Source organism: Streptomyces sp. NPDC055013 (assembly GCF_053608645.1).
Window position 1 is genome coordinate 57,108 of the sequence record NZ_JBSGVW010000010.1, and the last position, 19,380, is coordinate 76,487.

Annotated in this window: 10 protein-coding genes and 2 pseudogenes; 7 read left to right on the forward strand and 5 right to left on the reverse strand. The window is 69.3% G+C overall.

Features of this window, described 5'->3' with window-relative positions; translation table 11 throughout:
* Window positions 1-726: a response regulator transcription factor gene (locus ACWGDB_RS15225; RefSeq protein ID WP_453822866.1), complete on the forward strand. Its 726-nt coding sequence runs from the start codon at window positions 1-3 to the stop codon at window positions 724-726.
* Window positions 723-2,306, forward strand: a complete 1,584-nt coding sequence (locus tag ACWGDB_RS15230; protein WP_453822867.1) for an ATP-binding protein — start codon at window positions 723-725, stop codon at window positions 2,304-2,306. The genes ACWGDB_RS15225 and ACWGDB_RS15230 overlap by 4 nt, the downstream gene beginning before the upstream one ends.
* On the opposite strand, the gene ACWGDB_RS15235 is transcribed toward ACWGDB_RS15230, so the two are convergent.
* Window positions 2,303-4,999, reverse strand: a complete 2,697-nt coding sequence (locus tag ACWGDB_RS15235; protein WP_453822868.1) for a SpoIIE family protein phosphatase — start codon at window positions 4,997-4,999, stop codon at window positions 2,303-2,305. The two genes, ACWGDB_RS15230 and ACWGDB_RS15235, sit on opposite strands and share 4 nt — an antisense overlap.
* Before the next feature lie 82 nt (window positions 5,000-5,081).
* Window positions 5,082-5,696 (reverse strand): Uma2 family endonuclease, encoded by a 615-nt coding sequence (locus ACWGDB_RS15240; RefSeq protein WP_453822869.1) that lies wholly within the window; start codon window positions 5,694-5,696, stop codon window positions 5,082-5,084.
* Between the two features lie 280 nt (window positions 5,697-5,976).
* On the opposite strand from ACWGDB_RS15240, the gene ACWGDB_RS15245 reads away from it, so the two are divergent.
* Both ACWGDB_RS15245 and ACWGDB_RS15250 read left to right on the forward strand, forming a co-directional pair.
* Window positions 5,977-7,077, forward strand: a complete 1,101-nt coding sequence (locus tag ACWGDB_RS15245) for a lytic polysaccharide monooxygenase auxiliary activity family 9 protein (RefSeq protein ID WP_453822870.1) — start codon at window positions 5,977-5,979, stop codon at window positions 7,075-7,077.
* 400 nt (window positions 7,078-7,477) lie between these two features.
* Window positions 7,478-10,747: a GH92 family glycosyl hydrolase gene (locus ACWGDB_RS15250; protein WP_453822871.1), complete on the forward strand. Its 3,270-nt coding sequence runs from the start codon at window positions 7,478-7,480 to the stop codon at window positions 10,745-10,747.
* Here the strand turns inward: ACWGDB_RS15250 and ACWGDB_RS15255 are convergent.
* The 3 genes and pseudogenes from ACWGDB_RS15255 to ACWGDB_RS15265 all read right to left on the reverse strand — a co-directional run.
* Window positions 10,728-11,204, reverse strand: a pseudogene (locus ACWGDB_RS15255) (acetylxylan esterase); the annotation flags it as partial. The gene ACWGDB_RS15250 and the pseudogene ACWGDB_RS15255 sit on opposite strands and share 20 nt — an antisense overlap.
* A 56-nt stretch (window positions 11,205-11,260) precedes the next feature.
* A pseudogene (locus ACWGDB_RS15260) lies at window positions 11,261-11,383 on the reverse strand (hypothetical protein); the annotation flags it as partial.
* A gap of 286 nt (window positions 11,384-11,669) precedes the next feature.
* Complete coding sequence (locus ACWGDB_RS15265) at window positions 11,670-15,470, reverse strand: GH92 family glycosyl hydrolase (RefSeq protein ID WP_453822872.1); 3,801 nt, start codon at window positions 15,468-15,470, stop codon at window positions 11,670-11,672.
* 354 nt (window positions 15,471-15,824) lie between these two features.
* On the opposite strand from ACWGDB_RS15265, the gene ngcE reads away from it, so the two are divergent.
* Genes ngcE through ACWGDB_RS15280 form a run of 3 tightly spaced genes read left to right on the forward strand, consistent with a single transcriptional unit; the run spans window position 15,825 to window position 19,211 of the window.
* Window positions 15,825-17,291: an N-acetylglucosamine/diacetylchitobiose ABC transporter substrate-binding protein gene (ngcE, locus tag ACWGDB_RS15270; RefSeq protein ID WP_453822873.1), complete on the forward strand. Its 1,467-nt coding sequence runs from the start codon at window positions 15,825-15,827 to the stop codon at window positions 17,289-17,291.
* A gap of 51 nt (window positions 17,292-17,342) precedes the next feature.
* On the forward strand, window positions 17,343-18,266 hold the full coding sequence (locus ACWGDB_RS15275) for a carbohydrate ABC transporter permease (protein WP_453822874.1): 924 nt from the start codon (window positions 17,343-17,345) through the stop codon (window positions 18,264-18,266).
* A gap of 12 nt (window positions 18,267-18,278) precedes the next feature.
* On the forward strand, window positions 18,279-19,211 hold the full coding sequence (locus tag ACWGDB_RS15280; protein ID WP_453822875.1) for a carbohydrate ABC transporter permease: 933 nt from the start codon (window positions 18,279-18,281) through the stop codon (window positions 19,209-19,211).
* Window positions 19,212-19,380 lie beyond the last annotated feature (169 nt).

Sequence of the window (19,380 nt, forward strand, 5' to 3'; positions counted from 1 at the left end):
ATGACTGGCACCGCAGGGTTCCGCACCGGCCGCGTCCGTGTGCTCATCGTCGACGACGAGCCCGCGCTCACCGACGTGCTCTCCGTGGCCGTGGAGGAGGCGGGCTGGCGCGCCTGCCCGGCCCCGGACGGGCAGAGCGCGCTGAGGATCGCGCGCGGCTGCGCACCGCACGCCGTCGTGCTCGACGGGATGCTGCCCGACCTGGACGGCCTCCAGGTGCTGCGCCGCCTCAGGTACGACAACCCGAAGCTGCCCGTCCTCATGCTCACCGCCCGCGACGCCCTGGCGCACCGGCTCGAGGGGCTCGGGGCCGGCGCCGACGACTACGTCACCAAGCCGTTCTCCCTGGAGGAGGTCGTGCTGCGGCTGCGCGGACTGCTGCGCCGGGCCGCGGCCGAGCGGACCCGGAGCGGCGACCGCGTACGCGTCCTCGGCGACCTCGTGCTGACCGAGGAGACCCGCGAGGTGCACCGCGCCGGCGTCGCCGTCCAGCTCACCGCGAAGGAGTTCGACCTGCTCAGCCTGTTGATGGGCCACCCGAGGCAGGTGCTCAGCAAGGCGCAGATCCTCGCTCACGTCTGGAGCAGCTCCTTCGACGGCGGCGGCAACCTCGTCGAAGTCCACGTCGCCGGCCTTCGCCGCAAGATCGACAGGGGGCGGGCGCCGATGATCCACACCGTGCGCGGCCTCGGCTACGTCATCCGGCCGGTGGAGGACGGGAGATGAGCCTGCGCCCGCCTCGCAACCGACCGCAGGAGCGGACCTCCGCGCACCGCCCACGGCTGCGTACCCGCTCGGTGCGCACCCGCCTGCTCGTATTCGTCAGCGCCACCCTCGTCCTCGTCTGCGCCACGATGGCGCTCACCAGCGCCGTCGTCCAACGCGCCTACCTCATGGGCGACCTGGACGGCCGGGTCGCGGCGGCCGCCTCGCGCAGCCTGGGCGGGGCCGCACTGCACCCGGAGATCGAGGACGACCTGGGCTTCCTCAACGAGAACGGCCACGCCACCGGCATGCTCGCCGCCCGCCTCGCCGCGGACGGCAGGGTCGTCGCCGCCGAGGTCGTCGGCCAGGACGCCGCTCCGAAGAGCCTCACCGCCGCGCAGATCGCCACCCTGGCGAACATCGCCATCGACGGCTCCCAGCACACCCGGACCGTGCCGGGCCTCGGCACCTACCGGCTCACCGCCGTCGAAAGCGGTGGCGTCCGCGTCCTCGCCGGGCTGCCCATGGACGACGTCCGGCGCATGATCGGCGGACTGGTCGTCGCCGAGGCCGCCGTCGCGGTGGCCGGGCTCTTCGTGGCGGGCTGCGTCTGCACGGTGGTCATACGACGCCAACTGCGCCCCCTCGGCCGGGTCGCCGCCACCGCCGCCGAGGTCTCCCGCGCCCCGCTCGACCGTGGCGAGGTCGTCGGCCTCACCCGCGTCCCGGCCCGGGACACCGACCCCGCCAGCGAGGCCGGACAGGTCGGCGCCGCCCTCAACCGCATGATCGACCACGTCGAGTCCTCCTTCACCGCCCGCCGGCGCACCGAGGAGCGCATGCGCCGCTTCCTCGCCGACGCCAGCCACGAACTGCGCACCCCGCTGGCCTCGATCGCCGGGTACGCCGAACTCATGAACCGCGGCACCGACCGGATCGAGCCGACGCTCGCCTGGCGCCGCGTCTCGGCCGAGTCGGCCCGGATGACGGGTCTGGTGGAGGACCTGCTGCTGCTGGCCCGGCTGGACGAGGGCCGTCCCCTGCAGTCCGCCGAGGTGGATGTGGCCGCGCTGGTCGCGGAGGCCGTGTGGGACGCGCGGGCCGCCGGGGGAGAGCATGACTGGCAGCTCGAACTCCGCCTTGACGCATCCCCGTTGGTCCTGGGCGACGAGGCCCGGCTGCATCAGGTGGTGGCGGGCCTCCTGTCCAACGCTCGGGTCCACACCCCGCCGGGCACGACGGTGGTCGCCTCCGTCGAGACCGACGCCGGCCGGTGCGCGATCCGGATCCGCGACGACGGGCCGGGCATCCCGTCCGACCTCCTCCCGCAGGTCTTCGACCGCTTCACCCGCGCCGACACCTCCCGGGCCCGCGGCGGTGCGCGGGGCGGCGGCTCCGGTCTCGGCCTCGCCATCGCGGCGGCGATCGCGTCCGCGCACGGCGGCCGTATCGACGTGGAGAGCGAGCCGGGCCGTACGCAGTTCACTATCCAACTGCCGCCCGCGGGCGCCGAGCCACCGCCGCCGGACCCGGTGCCGGGCCCGTCCGTCCCGGCAGCGCTTCCCGCCCTCTGCACCGCCCGCCCGCCGGCGCGGGGCTAGTCCTCGCCGTCGGGGTCGACGTCCGGCAGTGCCTGTTCGGCCCAGATCACCTTGCCCTGCGGGGAGTACCGGGTGCCCCAGCGCTCGGTCATCTGTGAGACGAGGAACAGGCCCCGGCCTCCCTCATCGGTCGTCGCGGCGTACCGCAGATGCGGGGAGGTGCTGCTGCCGTCGGCAACCTCGCAGATCAGCGTGCGGTCGTGGATCAACCGCACGTGGATCTCCCCGCAGCCGTAGCGGATGGCGTTGGTGACGAGCTCGCTCAGCACGAGCTCCGTGGCGAAGTCCAGCTCGGACAGGCCCCATTCCGCGAGCTTCCCGGACACGGCTTCGCGCATCCCTGACACGGCGGCCGGATCGCGTGGCACGTCCCAGTCGGCGACCCGGTCCGGCGGGAGCGCCCGAGTGCGGGCGATGAGCAGAGCGACGTCGTCCTTGGGCCGACCGGGCATCAACTCGTCCAGCACCGCCTGGCAGCTCTCCTCCGGGGGCCGGTCGGGGTGGCCCGTCAGCGTCTTGCGCAGCAGCTCCATGCCCACGTCCAGGTCGCGCGCGCGGTCCTCCACGAGGCCGTCGGTGTACAGGACGAGCTGGGAGCCCTCGTCGAGGTCCAGCTCGGCCGTCTGGAACGGCATCCCGCCGAGGCCGAGGGGTGGTCCGGCCGGCAGTTCGGGGAAGGCCACGCTGCCGTCGGGGTGGACCAGCGCCGGCGCCAGATGCCCCGCTCTCGCCATGACGCAGCGGCGCCTCGTGGGGTCGTAGATCGCGTACAGGCAGGTGGCGCCCACGAGGTCCGCGGCCGTCTCCGCACTCGAGGACTCGTCCTGGTCGATACGGCCCACCAGGTCGTCCAGATGGCTCAGCAACTCGTCGGGCGGCAGGTCGAGCGTGGAGAAGTTGTGCACCGCGGTACGCAGTCGTCCCATCGTGGCGGCGGCATGCAGGCCGTGGCCGACCACGTCACCGACGACGAGCGCCACCCGGCTCCCCGGCAGCGGAATCACGTCGAACCAGTCACCGCTCACACCCGACTGCGCCGGGATGTAGCGATGGCCGACGTCGAGGGCGCTCTGCTCGGGCAGGGCCCGCGGCAGCAGGCTGCGCTGAAGGGTGACCGCCAGGGCGTGCTCACGGGTGTACCGGCGGGCGTTGTCGATGCTGACGGCCGCCCGGGCCACCAGCTCCTCCGCCAGCGACAGGTCCTCCTCGTCGAAGGGGTCGTGCTCGGCACGCCAGAAGTTGGCCATGCCCAGCACGACCCCGCGGGCCTGGATCGGGGCGGTGATGAGCGAGTGGATGCCGTAGTCGAGGATGTCCCGGGTGCGCTCGCGGTCCTGTTCGTGCCAGTCCGTCGCGGTCGACAGGTCGGTCACCAGCTCGGAGCGGCCGGTGCCGTAGCCGCGTCCCTGGGGCGTGGAAGGCAGGAAGTCGATCAGCCGGCCCTTTTCATAGAGCGGATGGTCGTCGCGGATGCCGCGCACGGTGACGCGTCGTATGTCCGTCGCCGTGGGAGTCGGCTCTTCACCGTGCACGACGCCGTCGGCCAGGTCCACGGTGACGAAGTCGGCGAAGCGGGGGACGGCGACCTGCGCCAGTTCGTCGGCCGTGCGGATCACGTCGAGGGTCGTGCCGATGCACAGTCCCGCGTCGTACAGCAGATCCAGCCGCTCACGGGCGAGCTGCGCCCTGCCGGACACCGCCTGGAGCTCGGTGGTGTCGCGGAGTGTCACCACGGTTCCCCTGGGGCCTCCGTCGCGGTCCGTGGTTCGCTGGTTGACCGCCAGGAGCCGCCCTCCGGCGATGTGCACCTCGTCGTTGGCCTCGCGCCCGGAGGCGAGCAGTGCCGCCGTTTCGGGGTCGAGGCCGGAGATCTCTCGGAGGGGCCGGCCCTCCGCGTCGGGCGACAGCTCCAGCAGCCGCCTGGCCTCGTCGTTGGCGAGCAGCAGCTGTCCGTCGTCACCGATGATCAGCACCCCTTCCCGCACGGAGTGCACCACCGCGTCGTGGTGCTCGTACATGCGGCTCATCTCGTCCGGGGCCAGACTGTGGGTCTGCCGGCGCAGCCGCCTGCCCACCAGCGCCATCCCGCCGGTCGACACCACGAGCGCGCCGGCCCCGGCGCCCAGGATGATCGGCAACTGCCGGTGCATGTGGCTGGTGACGTTCTCGACCTTCATGCCCGAGGAGACGAGGGCGGTCACCCTGCCGTCGGCGTCGCGGATGGGAACCGTCGCCTGTACCTCGTGGCCCAGCGGGCCCTGGACGCTCTCGGTGTAGACCTTCCCGGCCAGCGACGGCTCGATCCGGCCCACGAACCGTTTGCCGATCCGGTCCGGGATGGGGTGGGTGTAGCGGATGCCGTTGGTGTCCATGACCACGATGAAGTCGACGCCCGCGGCCTTGCGCCCGGCTTCGGTGAGCGGCTGAAGAGCGCTCGACGGGTCGGCGGCCCGCAGCGACGCCTCGACGCCCGGAGCGTGCGCGAAGGTCTGCGCGACGGCGACGGAGCGGCGCTTGGCCTCCGCATTGGTGTCCCGGTCCGACTGCAGCACCAGCGCGACGACGGCGCTGACCACGAGCAGCACGACAAGCGTCACCTGCATCACGAAGACCTGTCCGGCGACGCTCCGAGGGCTCTTGCCGATCAGTGACCGCAGGGAGTGGCGCCCAAAACGGGCGAAACGCTCCGCCATGCGGGCATTTGTAGCACTGCTTATGTCTGGTGGCTATGGCCGTCCAGTCGGTGGACGGGGTCGCGGGAGGGATGCGGCGAGGTCAGAACCCTACGAGCGCGTCGAGGTCGATCTCGATCGGGAAGGGCGGCTCGGTGACCAGCTTGTCGTGGTGCACCGGGTGCGACGGTGCGGGGAAGTAGGAACGGGTGTCCGCGTTGAGCCAGTACTCGTGCACTGCGAGCTTCTGGTCCCGGTCCAGTTCCACGCGCCAGTAGTACGGGATCTTGTGCGCCCCGAAGAGTGCGGGCTTGCGTACGCGGTCGTCCTGGCGGGAGCCGGGGGAGACGACTTCCACGGCCAGGGCGACCTTCGCCACCGGGATGCACTCGGCCTCGAAAAAGTTCAGATTCCGAGGGTCGTAGACGACCGCGTCGGGTTTGGGGGTGTTCCGGTCGTCCACCATCACGCAATGCTCGGTCAGGGCTCGGTAGGGCGATGCCCGTGCGGCCTTGAGGGCGTCGGCGATGCCGTCCCGCACTTCGTTGTGCCAGACATTGGTCTGCCCGCGAACCACGATCACTCCGTCCACGAGTTCCCAGTCGAAGGGCAGCTCCAGGTCCTTGACCTGGTCGAAAGTCCAGCCGTCGGCCGGAGGGAACATCCAGGTGTCCTCGGTCGCCGGTCCCCGCTGGGGTGTGGTCATCACTGCCCCCATGGACGCCAGTGTGGACGCCGATACGCGGCGTGATCGTACGTACGAAGGTATCGCCACCCGAACCGGCGATGCCATGGCGCGCCTTTGACGGTTGCGAAAGGCGTTTACAACCACGCCCCACGGCGCTACCTTCCGCAACAGGCGGGGTGGGAGCGCTCCCATAGTTGGCGGACCGGAACCCGCCACCCGGACCGCTCCTGCCCCGCGCGACCTCATGCGGCAGCCGCAAATCCGCACACCCATCCCATGGCCCGTACCTGAAGGAACGGACTCGCATGTCATGATCCTGACAACGAATGACTCGGGGGCGACCACCCCGCCGCCCCGCCGATTAACTCTCCCCACCCGCGCCAGAGCCCTCTTCCTCGTCCTGGTCTCCCTGCTCGCGACCATCCCGGCCGTGGCCCTGGTCATGAGCGCCGGCGGCGAGGCCGAGGCTCACGGCACGCCCATGAAGCCGGGCAGCCGCACCTTCCTGTGCTGGCAGGACGGGCTGACCGACACCGGGGAGATCAAGCCCGTCAACCCGGCCTGCCGGGCGGCCCAGCAGGTCAGCGGGACCACGCCGTTCTACAACTGGTTCTCGGTGCTGCGCTCCGACGGCGCCGGCCGCACCCGCGGCTTCGTGCCCGACGGTGAGCTGTGCAGCGGCGGCAACAGCAACTTCACCGGCTTCAACACGCCGAGCAAGGACTGGCCCCTCACCCACCTGACCTCGGGTGCGACGGTCGACTTCTCCTACAACGCCTGGGCGGCGCACCCCGGCTGGTTCCACGTCTACATCACCAAGGACGGCTTCGACCCGACCCAGCCCCTCACCTGGGGCGACATGGAGGAGCGGCCCTTCCTGAGCGTCGACCACCCGCCGCTCAACGGCTCTCCGGGCACGGTCGAGGCCAACTACTCCTGGAGCGGGCAGCTTCCGGCGAACAAGTCCGGCCGCCACCTCGTCTACATGGTCTGGCAGCGCTCGGACAGCGCGGAGACCTTCTACTCCTGCTCCGACATCGTCTTCGACGGCGGCAATGGCGAGGTGACCGGCATCAAGGAGCCCGGCAACCCGACCGACCCGGTGCCCGGCGCGTGCTCCGCCACCCGCCGCACGACCGGCAACTGGTCGGGCGGCCACCAGTCCGAAGTGACCGTCACCAACAGCGGCGACGTCCCGATGCTCGGCTGGATGGTCGACTGGACGCTCCCGACCGGCCAGAAGGTCGAGAGCCTCTGGAGCGGCAACGCGACCTACACCGGCCAGGACGTGATGGTCCACAACGCCGACTGGAACGGCTCCCTCGATCCGGGGGAGAGCACGACGTTCGGCTACGTCGTCTCCGGCTCCGGCGGCGACAGTACGACGACCTTGCCCTGCCGGGTGGGCTGATCCCCGGGGTCTGATCCTCAGGGCCTGATCTCTAGGGCCTGATCTTTAAGGCCGGATCGCCCGGAGGCCGTGGCTCCGGGCGGACCCGGTGGACGCTGAGCCGCCATCCACCGGGTCCGCGAGCCGGACGGGCCCGAGGGGGGAAGTGGGGCCGTCCGGATGGTGCGTGGCTCGTGCGATGCCGCGATGCGACAACGTTGTCGATTGGTCTGCACATGACTCTACCGCCTCAACGGACAACGATGTCAACTCAGTTGGGCTGCTCAGCCGTTCGGGTGCGCCGCCCGCGTGCCCTCGCGCCCGCGGGCTCTCTTCCGTGGTACGCGTGGCGCACGCTACTGTCCCCGCGGCTTGTGCGACCTGTGGTGCGCGACCCGTCCGAAGGAGGAGGGGCCGCGTCATGCGCTTCCGTCCCATGTCCGTGCTGCCGGCCGCGCTTCTCGCGGTCACCGGCGCCACCTCCGCCCTCGCGGCGACCACCGCACCCCCGGGCCTGGTGCAGGACCCCACCCCGTACGTCGATCCACTCATCGGCACCAAGAACGGCGGCAATGTCTTCCCGGGCGCCGTCACGCCGTTCGGCATGTTCTCCTTCAGCCCCGAGAACACCCGAGGCGACGCCACCCGCACCGCCGCGCCCGGCGGTTACCACCACGACGCCACCCGCATCCGGGGCTTCAGCCTCACCCACATGTCCGGCACCGGCTGCGCGGGCGGCAGCGGTGACATCCCGTTCTTCCCGTACGCCGGTGAGGTCACCTCGTCGCCCGCGAGCGACACCAAGGACGCCGTCTACGCCTCCGACTTCAGCCATGTCGACGAGACCGCCGAGCCCGGCCGCTACACGGTCCGCCTCGCGTCCGGCGTCACGGCCGACCTCACCGCCACCGCCCGCACCGGCTCGGCTCGCTTCACCTTCCCGGCCGGCAAGCCCGCCTCGCTGCTCGTCAGAAGCGCCAACTCCGAGGTCGGGTCGACCGATTCGACGGTCCGGATCGATCCGGTGCGGCGCACGATCTCCGGATCGGTCACGTCCGGCAACTTCTGCGGATACCTCGACCCGGAGGGCCGACGCGCCTACTACACCCTCCACTTCACCGCCCGCTTCGACCGCGCCTTCCAGGCCACGGGAACCTGGCAGGACGACAGGCTCAACCCCGGCTCCACCGAGGCGAGCGGCGGCACGGGCGGGTTCGCGAACGGCGGGCGGCCGGTGGCGGGCAAGGGCGCCGGCGGCTACGTCCGGTTCGCGCCCGGCACCGGACCGGTGAACGTCAAGGTCGGCATCTCGTACGTCAGCCGGGCCGGCGCCGAGGCCAACCTCGCCGCGGAGAACCCGCCGCAGCGCTCCTTCGCCGCCGTACGCGACGCCGCCCGCCGCGCCTGGCGTGACCGGCTGTCCGCGATCCGCGTCGGCGGCGGCACCGACGACCAGCGCATCACCTTCTACACCGCGCTCTACCATTCCCTCCTCCACCCGAACGTCATCAGCGACACCGACCGCCGATACCGCGGCCCAGACGGCAAGGTCCACACCGTCGGCCGCGGCCACCACGCCCAGTACGGCACCTTCTCCGGCTGGGACGTCTACCGCGACCAGGTCCAGCTGCTCACCCTGCTGAATCCCCGCGTCGGTGCGGACATCGCCCAGTCCCTGTACGAACTCGCGGAGCAGAACGGCGGCATCTGGGACCGCTGGCTGCAGGGCGCGAGCGGCACGCACGTCATGAACGGGGACCCGTCACCGATCGCGCTGGCCGGCATTCGCGCCTTCGGCGGCACGGACTTCGATCTGCGCGGGGCCCTGAACTCACTCGTGAAGGCGGCGACAGTCCCCACCGATCAAGATCTGTCGCCGGCCGGGAAGCCGGTGCTGTCCGTCGGCCAGCGGCCCTCCCTGGACAAGTACCTCAAGCACCACTACATGCCGTCCGTGTCGAACGCGTGGGGCGGTGCCGCCGAGACGCTGGAGATGTCCGGTGCCGACTTCGCCCTCTCCCAACTCGCCGCCGGGGCAGGGCGGAAGGACACGGCGACGACCTTCGCCCGCCGCTCCCAGTGGTGGCAGAACAACTTCAACATCGCCGCCACCCCGACCGGCGGCTACATCGCCAACCGCAAGGCGGACGGCAGCTGGGTCACCGGCTTCACCCCGGCCACCGGCAACGGGTTCGTGGAGGGTACGGCGGCCCAGTACACCTGGATGGTCCAGCACAACCCCGCGGGTCTGTTCGCCGCGATGGGCGGACGTGACGCGGCCGTGAAACGCCTCGACGCCTTCTTCCGCAACGCCGACGGCAGCTGGGCCTTCACCGGCAGCGGCGGCGGCAAGGCCGAGCTGGACAACGAGCCGTCCATCAACGTGCCCTACCTCTACGCCTACGCGGGCGCCCCGTACAAGACGCAGGAAACCGTGCGGGCGGCGATGCGTGAGCTGTGGTCCACCGAGCCCGGCGGCATCCCCGGCAACGACGACCTCGGTGCGATGTCGTCCTGGTACGTGTTCTCCGCGCTCGGCATGTACCCCCAGGTGCCGTCCCGCGCCGAACTGGTCCTCGCCTCACCGCTGTTCCCACGCGTCGAGATCGACCGCCCGAACGGCAACGACATCTCCGTACGCGCGGAGGGCGCCGACGCCGACGCCCCGTACATCCGCTCCCTGAAGGTCAACGGCCGTACGAGCGACCGGGCTTGGCTCCCGGCGTCCTTCGTGCGCGAGGGTGGCCGGCTGGACTACACCCTCTCCGGTGCGCCCGACCCCGCCTGGGGAGCTTCGGCGGCCCCGCCGTCCTTCCGTGACGGCGAGCAGCCGCACCAGATCGGCGTCGGGCCGACCACGGCGACCGTCGCGCCCGGCGGGAGTACGAAGGTCGGCATTCGTGCCCTGTCGATGAGCGGGGGAGAGGGGCCCGAGGTGCGCTTCCGGGTCGCCACGCCCGATGGCATCACGGCAACTCCGGTCGCGGGAAAGGTCGTTGGCGGCACACAGGAGATCACGCTGAGCTCGGGCGCGGGCGCGGCTCAGGGTTTCTACGACGTCGACGTGACCGTGACCTCCGGCGACACCTCCTACGTGCAGCCCGTCTCTCTGACCGTCGCGGCACCCGGCACACTCCTCGCCGCCTACGACAACACGGGCATCTCCGACGACGCCGGTGACCACGACGAGGCCGACTTCGACGGCGGCGGCTGGAGCTACTCCCGGCAGGCGCTCGCCGAAGCCGGTCTGACGGCGGGCAAGCAGGGCACGGTCGGCGGAGGGCTCAGCTTCACCTGGCCGGATTCGGCGAGCGGACGCCCGGACAATGTCTCGGCAGCCGGGCAGACCATCGAACTCACGCACCCAACAAGCCAGGTGTCCTTCCTCGGCAGTGGCGTCAACGGCAACCAGCAGTCCCGGGCCACCGTCACCTACACCGACGGCAGTACCGACACCGTCGACCTCGCTCTGACCGACTGGACCGTCGGCGGCGGCGCCGGGACGGTCCAGTACGGCAACGAGATCGTCGCCCGGGCCGCGTACCGGAACGTCGCCGGCGCGGACCGGGACCCCGTCGACACCTACGTCTTCGCCACCCGGCCGTTCAGTGCGCCGGCGGGCAGGGCGATCGCGCGCGTGACACTGCCGGAGGACAGCGATCTGCACGTGTTCACTCTGGCGGTGGGCTGAGGTGTAACGGGTTCAACTCATCCGCCGGCCAGTCAAGTTGGCGGCACACATGCATCGCGTCGCCGCCTTCGTGGCCGTTGAACGGATAGGGGTGGATCTCCTTGCGAGGTCGGCGCCGGACAGCTCCGCACAGTGGTTGAAGGCGCCGTACGTCCCGCTCGGCGGGCACACCGTGTCGCGCAGGCCGACGCCGAAGTGCGCCGGGGCGTGGGCGCGGCGGGCGAAGGAGATCCCCTCGATGTGGGCGAGCGTGTCGTAGGCGGTCCGCTCGGCGCCCCGGTGCACGGACAGGTACGCGGCGATCTCGCCGTAGGGCCCCGCGTCGGTGAGGTCGAGGGCGCGTCGGATGCCGCACAGGAACGGGGGCGGTGACCAGGAGCGCGGCGAGGCCGGGGACGAGACCCGCGACTGCCAGGGCGAGCCCGCCGCCCTGGCTGTTGCCGACGGCCGCGATGCGTTGTTCGCCGCCACGGCGTTGATCCCGCACCCCGCCGGCAGCCTGCCGTACGCCCGCACCCGCCCCAGCGGCTCACCGCGCGCCCGGTCGCCCGCCCAGAAAAGCGAGCCGCCGGCGTACCCGCGCTCCACCTGGCCCATCACCGGGTGGACGGCGACGTTGTCCCAGTGGTCGAGCATCCGTAGCGCCGACGCCGGTGCGTGCCGCTCGCGTTGACGATCGAGGCGGAACGCGGCTTCCCCGAGCCGCACGACATGGAAGAGGCCGTACAGCAGCCCGGACGCGCCGGACGCGGTGACGGTCGTACGGCCGTCACCGCGTCCGAAGGTGTAGGTCTCACCGTGGGCCGTGTCCACCAACGGACCCGAACCGCGGATCAGCGTCCGCCGGGTGCCGATCGGCCGGAACGCCTCGTCCGGCAGCCAGGCCGATCGACACCCTGCATGAGACCCCCAATGCGTCTGCTCAGGCGAGCAGTTCGACTTCCGACACCACCGCCTCACCGTCGAGCACCAGGCGGTACTTCCCGTACGTACCCGGTGACCCCACGGAGAACGCCCGTGTCTGCCGGTCCCAGGCGAAGGACTGCCCGGAGCGCTCGTCGAGGGTCCGCCATGTGGTGCCGTCGTTCGACCCCTGGAGTTTCCAGCCGGTCGGAGCCTTCGCCCGCTCGGCCGACGATGTCAGGGTGTACTGCACGGCCTTGGTGCGCTCGGACACCGGCAGCTCCAGCGAGGTGACACTCGCCTGCGTCGCCGACGTGTTGTCGAACAGCGCCCCGTCGCCCTTCAGCACGTCCGTCCGCGGCGTCGGCACCTCGTCGTCCTGCGTGATCGACACGGGCGCGGCGTTCTTGCCGGTGCCCCAGGTGGAGGGCCGCGGGCCCATGTCGAACTCCAGGACGCCACCCTTCGCGATCAGCGAGTGCGGGAGCGAAGTCGACTTCCACGGCACGCCGTTGACCTTCAGGCCCTGCACATACACATTGCGGGCACTGTTCTTCGGCGCCTTGACGACCAGCTTGCGGCCGTTCTCCAGCTGAACCGTCGCCTTGGTGAACAGGGGTGACCCGATCGCGTACTCGCCACTGCCCATCACCAGCGGATAGAAGCCCAGCGCGGAGAAGAGGAACCAGGCCGACTGCTCGCCGTTGTCCTCGTCGCCGTGGTAGCCCTGTCCGATCTCGCTGCCGACGTACAGCCGGGACAGCACCTCGCGGACGTTCTTCTGCGCCTTCCAGGGCTGCCCGGCGGCGTTGTACATGTAGTTCGCGTGGTGGGCGACCTGGTTGGAGTGGCCGTACATGCCCATCCGGACGTCCCGCGCCTCCGTCATCTCGTGGATGACGCCGCCGTAGGAACCGACGAAGTCGGGCGAGGCCGTCTCCGGGGTGGCGAAGTACTCGTCGAGCTTGTCCCCGAGGCCGCCACGGCCGCCGTAGAGGTTGGCCAGGCCCCGGCTGTCCTGCGGGGCGGTGAAGGCGTAGCCCCAGCCGTTCGTCTCCGTGTAGTCGTAGCCCCACACGCGCGGGTCGTACTTGGAGGACTCGACGCGCCAGTCGCCCTTCTCGTCGCGGCCCTGGAAGAAGCCGGCCTTGGAGTCGAAGAGGTTGACGTAGTCCTGGGCGCGGTTGAGGAAGTACGCCGACTCCTCCTTGTAGCGCTTGTCTCCGGTCTTCTTGTAAAGGGCCTGGCCCATCTTCGCGATGCCGTAGTCGTTGAGGTAGCCCTCCAGCGCCCACGACAGGCCCTCGTGCGTCTCGGTGCTCGTGTAGCCGAGGAACGGCGAGGTCGCCATGCCCTTGCGGCCGACACCGGACGACGGGGGCACCACGGTCGCGTTCTTCACGGCCGCGTCGTACGCCGACTTCGCGTCGAAGTCGACGCCCTTGACGTAGGCGTCCGCGAAGGCGACGTCCGAGGACGTGCCGGTCATCAGGTCCGCGTAGCCGGGGGAGGACCAGCGAGAGGTCCAGCCGCCGTCCTTGTACTGCTGGACGAAGCCGTCGACCATCTCGCCCGCCTGGCTCGGCGTGAGGAGCGAGTACGCCGGCCAGGTCGTCCGGTAGGTGTCCCAGAAGCCGTTGTTGACGTACACCTTGCCGTCCACGATCTTCGCGCCGGTGTGCGTCGGGGTGTCCGGATTCGGCATCGGGGAGAACGGCGACGCGTACTGGTACTTCGAGCCGACCTTCTCGAAGCCGGAGTTGGGATACAGGTACAGCCGGTACAGGCTGGAGTACAGCGTGGTCAGCTGGTCCTGGGTCGCGCCCTCCACCTCGACCTTGCCGAGGAGCTTGTCCCACTGGCGCTGGGCGCGTGACTTCACCGTCTCGAAGGAGGCGCCGTCGACCTCCTGGCGCAGGTTGTCCTTCGCCTGGTCGACGCTGATCAGCGAGGTGGCGAGGCGGAGGGTCACGGTGCGGTCGTCACCGGCGTCGAAGCGCAGATGCCCCTTCACGCCGCTGGAGGACCCCTCGGTGACGGGCTTGTCGAACGCGCCGTGGATGAAGAGGCGGGTGGCGCCCGTGGACAGCCCGGACTTCACGTCCGAGTAGCCGCTGAAGGTCCCGCTCTCCTTGTCGAGCGTGAGCCCCGCCTGGTCCGTCACGTTGTCGAAGAGGACGCTCGCGTCGTCGCCCGGGTAGGTGAAGCGCAGCACCGCCGCATGGTCGGTCGGCGCCATCTCCGCCTTGAGCCCGTTCTCGAACCGCACCCCGTAGTAGTACGGCCGCGCGGTCTCGTTCTCGTGCCGGAAGGCCAGCTCGCGCGCCTCGCGTCCGGTGTCCGGGGTGCCGGAGGCGGCCGACGGCATCACCTGGAACGTCTGCCGGTCGCCCATCCAGGGGCTGGGCTCATGGCTGGCGCTGAACGCCTGGATCGTCGGCAGATTGTCGTCGTTGTTCGCGCGGGCGTAGTCGTACAGCCAGCTCAGCGAGCCCGCGTTCGTCACCGGCGTCCAGAAGTTGAAGCCGTGCGGAACCGCGGTCGCCGGGAAGTTGTTGCCGCGTGAGAAGCCGCCGCTGGAGAGGGTGCCGCGGGTGGTGAGCGCGTAGTCCGACTTGTGGGCCTTCGGCTTCTGAGGCGCGACGGACTTCAGGGTGATGTCGTCCAGCCAGCCCCGGAACTTCGCCGGGCCCTTGGGGGAGTCGTACGCCACGACTATCCGGTCGACCGTCCTGCCCGCCGCGACCGACCCGATCCGTGAGGCGACGGCGTTCCACTGGTTGACGTACAGCACCTTGGCCGCGCCCTGTCCGCGCGGGGAGAGCGGGAAGCCGTGCTGGTCGGTGGCACCGAGGTCGCTGAGGTGGCTGCCGTCGGTGAAGACCAGGTCGACCGAGATGTTCGTGGCGTCGTAGTCGCGGTCGCCGTCGGCCATCGACGGGAAGACGCGGTAGGACAGCCGGGTGTCGCGGCCGACGGCCACGTTCACGTCGTAGACCTTGTTGTACGAGTACGCCCGCCCGTCCGCCGTGTGCCGGCCGGCGTAGCGCAGCGCTCGCTTGCCGGTGAAGCCGGCGCCCGCCTTCGCGGTCGGGGAGCCGCTCGGGCCGCGGTCGACGAGGGAGAGCATGTCCTGCGGGACCGGACCGTCGCTGCCGCCCGTGGAGAACTGGACGTCGGCGAGCTGAAGGATGTCGGAGGCGCCGTTGTTCTGGGTGATTTCCAGCCGGAAGTGCTGGTATTCGGCCGGTTCCGAGAGGTCGTAGGTCTTTGTCTGGAACCGCTCGTCGAACGTCTCGCCGGAGCGGGTGTCGAGGGTCTTCCAGTCCTTGCCGTCCGTGGAGCCCTTCAGGGTCCAGTCCCGCGGGTCACGTTCGGCGTAGTCGTTGGCCGAGGTGAGCGCGTATTTCGCGATTTTTATCGGTTTGTCAAGGTCGAATTCCACCCATCCGGTGGATTCGAAGACCAGCCACTTGCTGCTCGACTCCCCGTCGGAGAGGTTCTCCTTGACCTCACCGCCACCGGTGTTCTCGCCGCTGGCCCGGACATCGGTGACGTGGTCGGTCACATTGCCCGGAATGCCACTGCTGTAGCCGCCGTCGACGCCCGAGGCGCGCTTGTCGCCGTCCGGGGTGGTGTCGACGGTATTGAGCCAGTCGGGTGCCGGATCGTCCGCCTCGAACGAGGAGGCGAAGCTCCGGTCGGCCGTCGCGGGGGCCTCGGGCAGGGCGACCGCCACGCCCTGCGAGCCCACGGTCAAAGCAAAGGCGGTCGCCGACACGACCGCCGTACCCCATCTGTGCCGAGCTCTCTGCTGCATAAGCCGGTACCCTCCCTGCGCACGGGACAACGTTGTCAACTTCGCTGCGCAAGGATCAGTTGTGGCTCAAGTGCCGGGTATTGTCAAGGGTGTTGGGTGCGGCATACGGGGCCTATGTCGCGGATTATTCCGGGCAAGCTGCGCACAGGCCGCTCATATTTCTGCGAGGTCTCAACTCGGAAAAGACCATCGGCCAACCTTGCATTCGATCTTGCTCCGCTGGCGGGAAGTGGACTATACCTGTCGGCACTTCACATGATTCCGCACTTCCTGCACAACCCAGCGTGACCCGACCGCGGTGCCGGGGAGGATCCGGTTCACCGCCTGAGTCCTGGAGAAGGCGAGGACTTGAGCATGGGATCCACTTCCGGCGAGAACCCTGAGAACAACGGCTCCGCAAGCGTGGGGCGTCGCGATCTGATCAGGCGGTCCGCCGCCCTCGGTCTGATCTCCGTACCGACCATGAGTTTCCTCTCCGCGTGTGCCACCGGCGGTGGCGGCGGCAGCGACGAGGAGAGCAAGGCCCCGGGCGGCGCGAAGTCCGCCACCAACCCCCTGGGGGTCAAGGAGGGCACCGCGCTGGAGGCGTTCATCTTCAAGGGCGGCCTGGGTGACCAGTACGCCAAGGACGCCGAGGCCGACTACAAGGCCAAGTACAAGGCCGAGGTCAAGCACACCGGCACCCAGCAGGTCGGCCCGAAGCTGACCCCGCGCTTCGCCGGCGGCAACCCGCCGGACGTCATCGACAACTCCGGCGCCGACCACCTGGACATGAACAAGCTGTCCACCCAGGGCCAGCTCCAGGACCTCAAGGCGCTGCTGGACGCGCCCTCGCTGGACGACGCGAGCAAGAAGATCTCGGACGTCATCCACCCGAGCACCATCGAGAAGGGCAAGCACGGCGAGACCTTCGACGTGCTCTACTACGCCTTCACCATCTACGGCACCTGGTACTCGCAGAAGGCCCTCGACGACAACGGCTGGGAGTACCCCAAGACCCTCGACGAGATGGTCAAGCTCTGCGGCGAGATCAAGAAGAAGGGCATCGCGCCCTGGACGTACGCCGGAAAGTATCCGTACTACGTCCACTTCAACCTGTTCGCGCAGATCGCGAAGATCGGTGGCATGGAGGGCTGGATCGCCATCGACAACCTCGAGCCGAACGCCTGGACCAGCAACGACGCGGTCAAGCAGGTCGTCGAGCACTACGAGGAGCTGGCCGCCAAGAAGTACTTCCTCCAGGGCAGCCAGGGCCTGACGCACATTCAGTCGCAGACCGCCTGGAACAAGGGCAAGGCCGTCTTCATCCCCAACGGCTCCTGGGTGGAGAACGAGGCCGCTCCGACCACGCCCAAGGACTTCGGGATGTCCGTCGGCGCCCTGTTCGACGGCTCCGCCGGCGACAAGCTGCCCAGCGGCACCCTGCGTGCCGAGCCCTCCGAGCCCTACATCGTGTCCGCCAAGGGCAAGAACCCGGCCGGCGGCATGGAGCTGCTGCGCATCATGCTCTCCAAGAAGCACGCGCAGAACTTCGCCACCAAGGTCAAGTCGCTCACCTGTGTGGTCGACGCGACCGAGGGCATGACTCTCTCGCCGGGCCTCGCCTCGGCGAGCAAGGCGTTCAAGGACGCCGGCGACAACATCATCAGCCTCCAGCTCCAGGAGTGGTACCCGTCGCTCACCGACGAGAAGATCGGCGGTCTCACCGGGCAGCTGCTCACCGGTGAGCTGAAGGCGGCCGACTGGATCAAGAAGACGCAGGAATACGCCGACGCCGTCCGGAAGGACGACTCGGTGAAGAAGTTCAAGCGCGAGAAGTAAGCGTCCGGTCCGGCACAGCGGCACTCGAAGGGGAAGGGGCCGGGAAGCTCCATGCAACACGGCAAATACCGATTCATCGTGGGCTTCCTGGCCCTGCCCGTCATCGTGTACGCGATCTTTGTGATCTCGCCGTTCGTCCAGGCGTTCCAGATCTCGCTGACCGACTGGTCGGGCCTGGTCGGCACGGCGAAGTTCGTCGGTCTCGAGAACTTCGAAAAGCTCTGGCACAACGAGGACTTCTGGAACGCGCTGTGGCACAACGTCTACATGCTGATCGCGGTGCCGATCGTGACGCTGGGACTCGGCCTGTTCTTCGCCTTCATGCTGAATGTCGGCGGAAAGCGGCGTAAGAACGAAGTCATCACCGGTGTCGCCGGATCGAAGTTCTACCGTTTCGTCTTCTTCTTCCCGCAGGTCATCTCCATCACCATCATCGCCGTCATCTGGTTCAACATCTACAACCCGGACCCGCAGGACGGCATGCTCAACTCCCTGCTCGGCGCGGTCGGTCTGGACGGCTGGCAGAACGCCTGGCTGGGCGAGAAGAGCCTCGCCCTGCTCTGCATCATGGCGGTGATGATCTGGTCCCACGTCGGCTTCTACGTCGTGCTGTTCTCGGCGGCGATGGCCTCCATCCCGCGGGACATCTACGAGGCGGCGCTGCTCGACGGCGCGGGCCGCTTCCCCACCTTCTTCAGGATCACCCTGCCGCTGCTGTGGGACACCGTGCAGACCGGCTGGGTGTACATGGGCATCATCGCCCTGGACGGCTTCGCCCTGGTGCAGATCATGTCGGTCAACATGGGCGGCCCCGACGGCGCCACGGACGTCATGCCGCTGCGCCTGTATCTGACGGCGTTCCGCGACAGCCAGTTCGGCTACGCGTCCGCGATGGGCGTCGCGATGCTCATCGTCACCATGACGTTCGCAGTGCTCACCCTGCGCTTCGCGCGGCGTGAGCGGATCGAGTTCTAGGGGTACGGGGCGATGACGACCGACACGAACACCGGCACGGTCACCAAGACGGACGAGGCGGACCGTCCGAGCGTCAGCAAGAAGCTCGGCGCGACCGACGGCCGCAGCTCCGAGGGCGGCATCCTGCACGTCTTCTCGCACGGCATGCTCGTCCTGTGGGCGCTGATGGTCGGCGTGCCGCTGCTGTGGGTGCTGTGGAGCTCCTTCAAGACGAGCAACGGCATCCTGTCGGACCCGTGGGGGCTGCCGACCTCGTTGCACTTCGAGAACTGGGCCAACGCCTGGAACAAGGCGAACATGGGCCAGTACTTCCTCAACACCGCGATCGTGGTGGGCGGTTCGGTGGTCGGCACCATGGTGCTGGGCTCGATGGCCGCCTATGTGCTGGCCCGCTTCACCTTCCCGGGCAACCGGTTCATCTACTTCATGTTCGTGGCCGGCATGTCCTTCCCGGTGTTCATGCTGGTCATCCCGCTGTTCTTCGTGCTGCGAGACTTCCCCGGCAGCTCGCTGCTGGCGACGTACCACGGGCTGATCCTCGTCTACATCGCCTATTCGCTGCCGTTCACGGTCTTCTTCATGACCGCGTTCTTCCGCACCCTGCCGACCTCGGTCGCGGAGGCGGCGCTGATCGACGGGGCGTCGCACACGCGAACGTTCTTCCAGGTGATGCTGCCGATGGCCAAGCCCGGTCTGATCAGCATCGGCATCTTCAACTTCCTGGGCCAGTGGAACCAGTACCTGCTGCCGATGGTCCTCAACCAGAACGAGGACAAGTACGTGCTCACCCAGGGCCTGGCCATGATCGCGCTGCAGCAGGGCTACGAGAACGACTGGGGCGCCCTGATGGCCGGCATGATGATCGCGATGCTGCCGGTGCTGATCGTCTACTTCATCTTCCAACGACAGGTGCAGGCGGGCCTGACGGCCGGTGCGCTGAAGTAAACGCTCTCTGTTGGCCCCACCGTAAGCACCACATCACCCCACGTCACACGTGAGCCGTCCCACACCGGGGCGGCTCGCGCGTGCGTGTGCACATTCCCGGATCCGGTTCAACCTCTTGACGGGAGGCAACCCGAACGGCTCAGCTTAGAGTTCACTAGTTGGACACGGA

Bases quoted from the DNA above. Each gene is read 5' to 3' on its own strand.
- ACWGDB_RS15230 (WP_453822867.1), top strand. From the start codon at position 723: ATGAGCCTGCGCCCGCCTCGCAACCGACCGCAGGAGCGGACCTCCGCG.
- ACWGDB_RS15245 (WP_453822870.1), top strand. From the start codon at position 5,977: ATGATCCTGACAACGAATGACTCGGGGGCGACCACCCCGCCGCCCCGC.
- ACWGDB_RS15265 (WP_453822872.1), bottom strand. From the start codon at position 15,470: ATGCAGCAGAGAGCTCGGCACAGATGGGGTACGGCGGTCGTGTCGGCG.
- ACWGDB_RS15225 (WP_453822866.1), top strand. From the start codon at position 1: ATGACTGGCACCGCAGGGTTCCGCACCGGCCGCGTCCGTGTGCTCATC.
- ACWGDB_RS15235 (WP_453822868.1), bottom strand. From the start codon at position 4,999: ATGGCGGAGCGTTTCGCCCGTTTTGGGCGCCACTCCCTGCGGTCACTG.
- ACWGDB_RS15280 (WP_453822875.1), top strand. From the start codon at position 18,279: ATGACGACCGACACGAACACCGGCACGGTCACCAAGACGGACGAGGCG.
- ACWGDB_RS15240 (WP_453822869.1), bottom strand. From the start codon at position 5,696: ATGGGGGCAGTGATGACCACACCCCAGCGGGGACCGGCGACCGAGGAC.
- ngcE (WP_453822873.1), top strand. From the start codon at position 15,825: ATGGGATCCACTTCCGGCGAGAACCCTGAGAACAACGGCTCCGCAAGC.
- ACWGDB_RS15250 (WP_453822871.1), top strand. From the start codon at position 7,478: ATGCGCTTCCGTCCCATGTCCGTGCTGCCGGCCGCGCTTCTCGCGGTC.
- ACWGDB_RS15275 (WP_453822874.1), top strand. From the start codon at position 17,343: ATGCAACACGGCAAATACCGATTCATCGTGGGCTTCCTGGCCCTGCCC.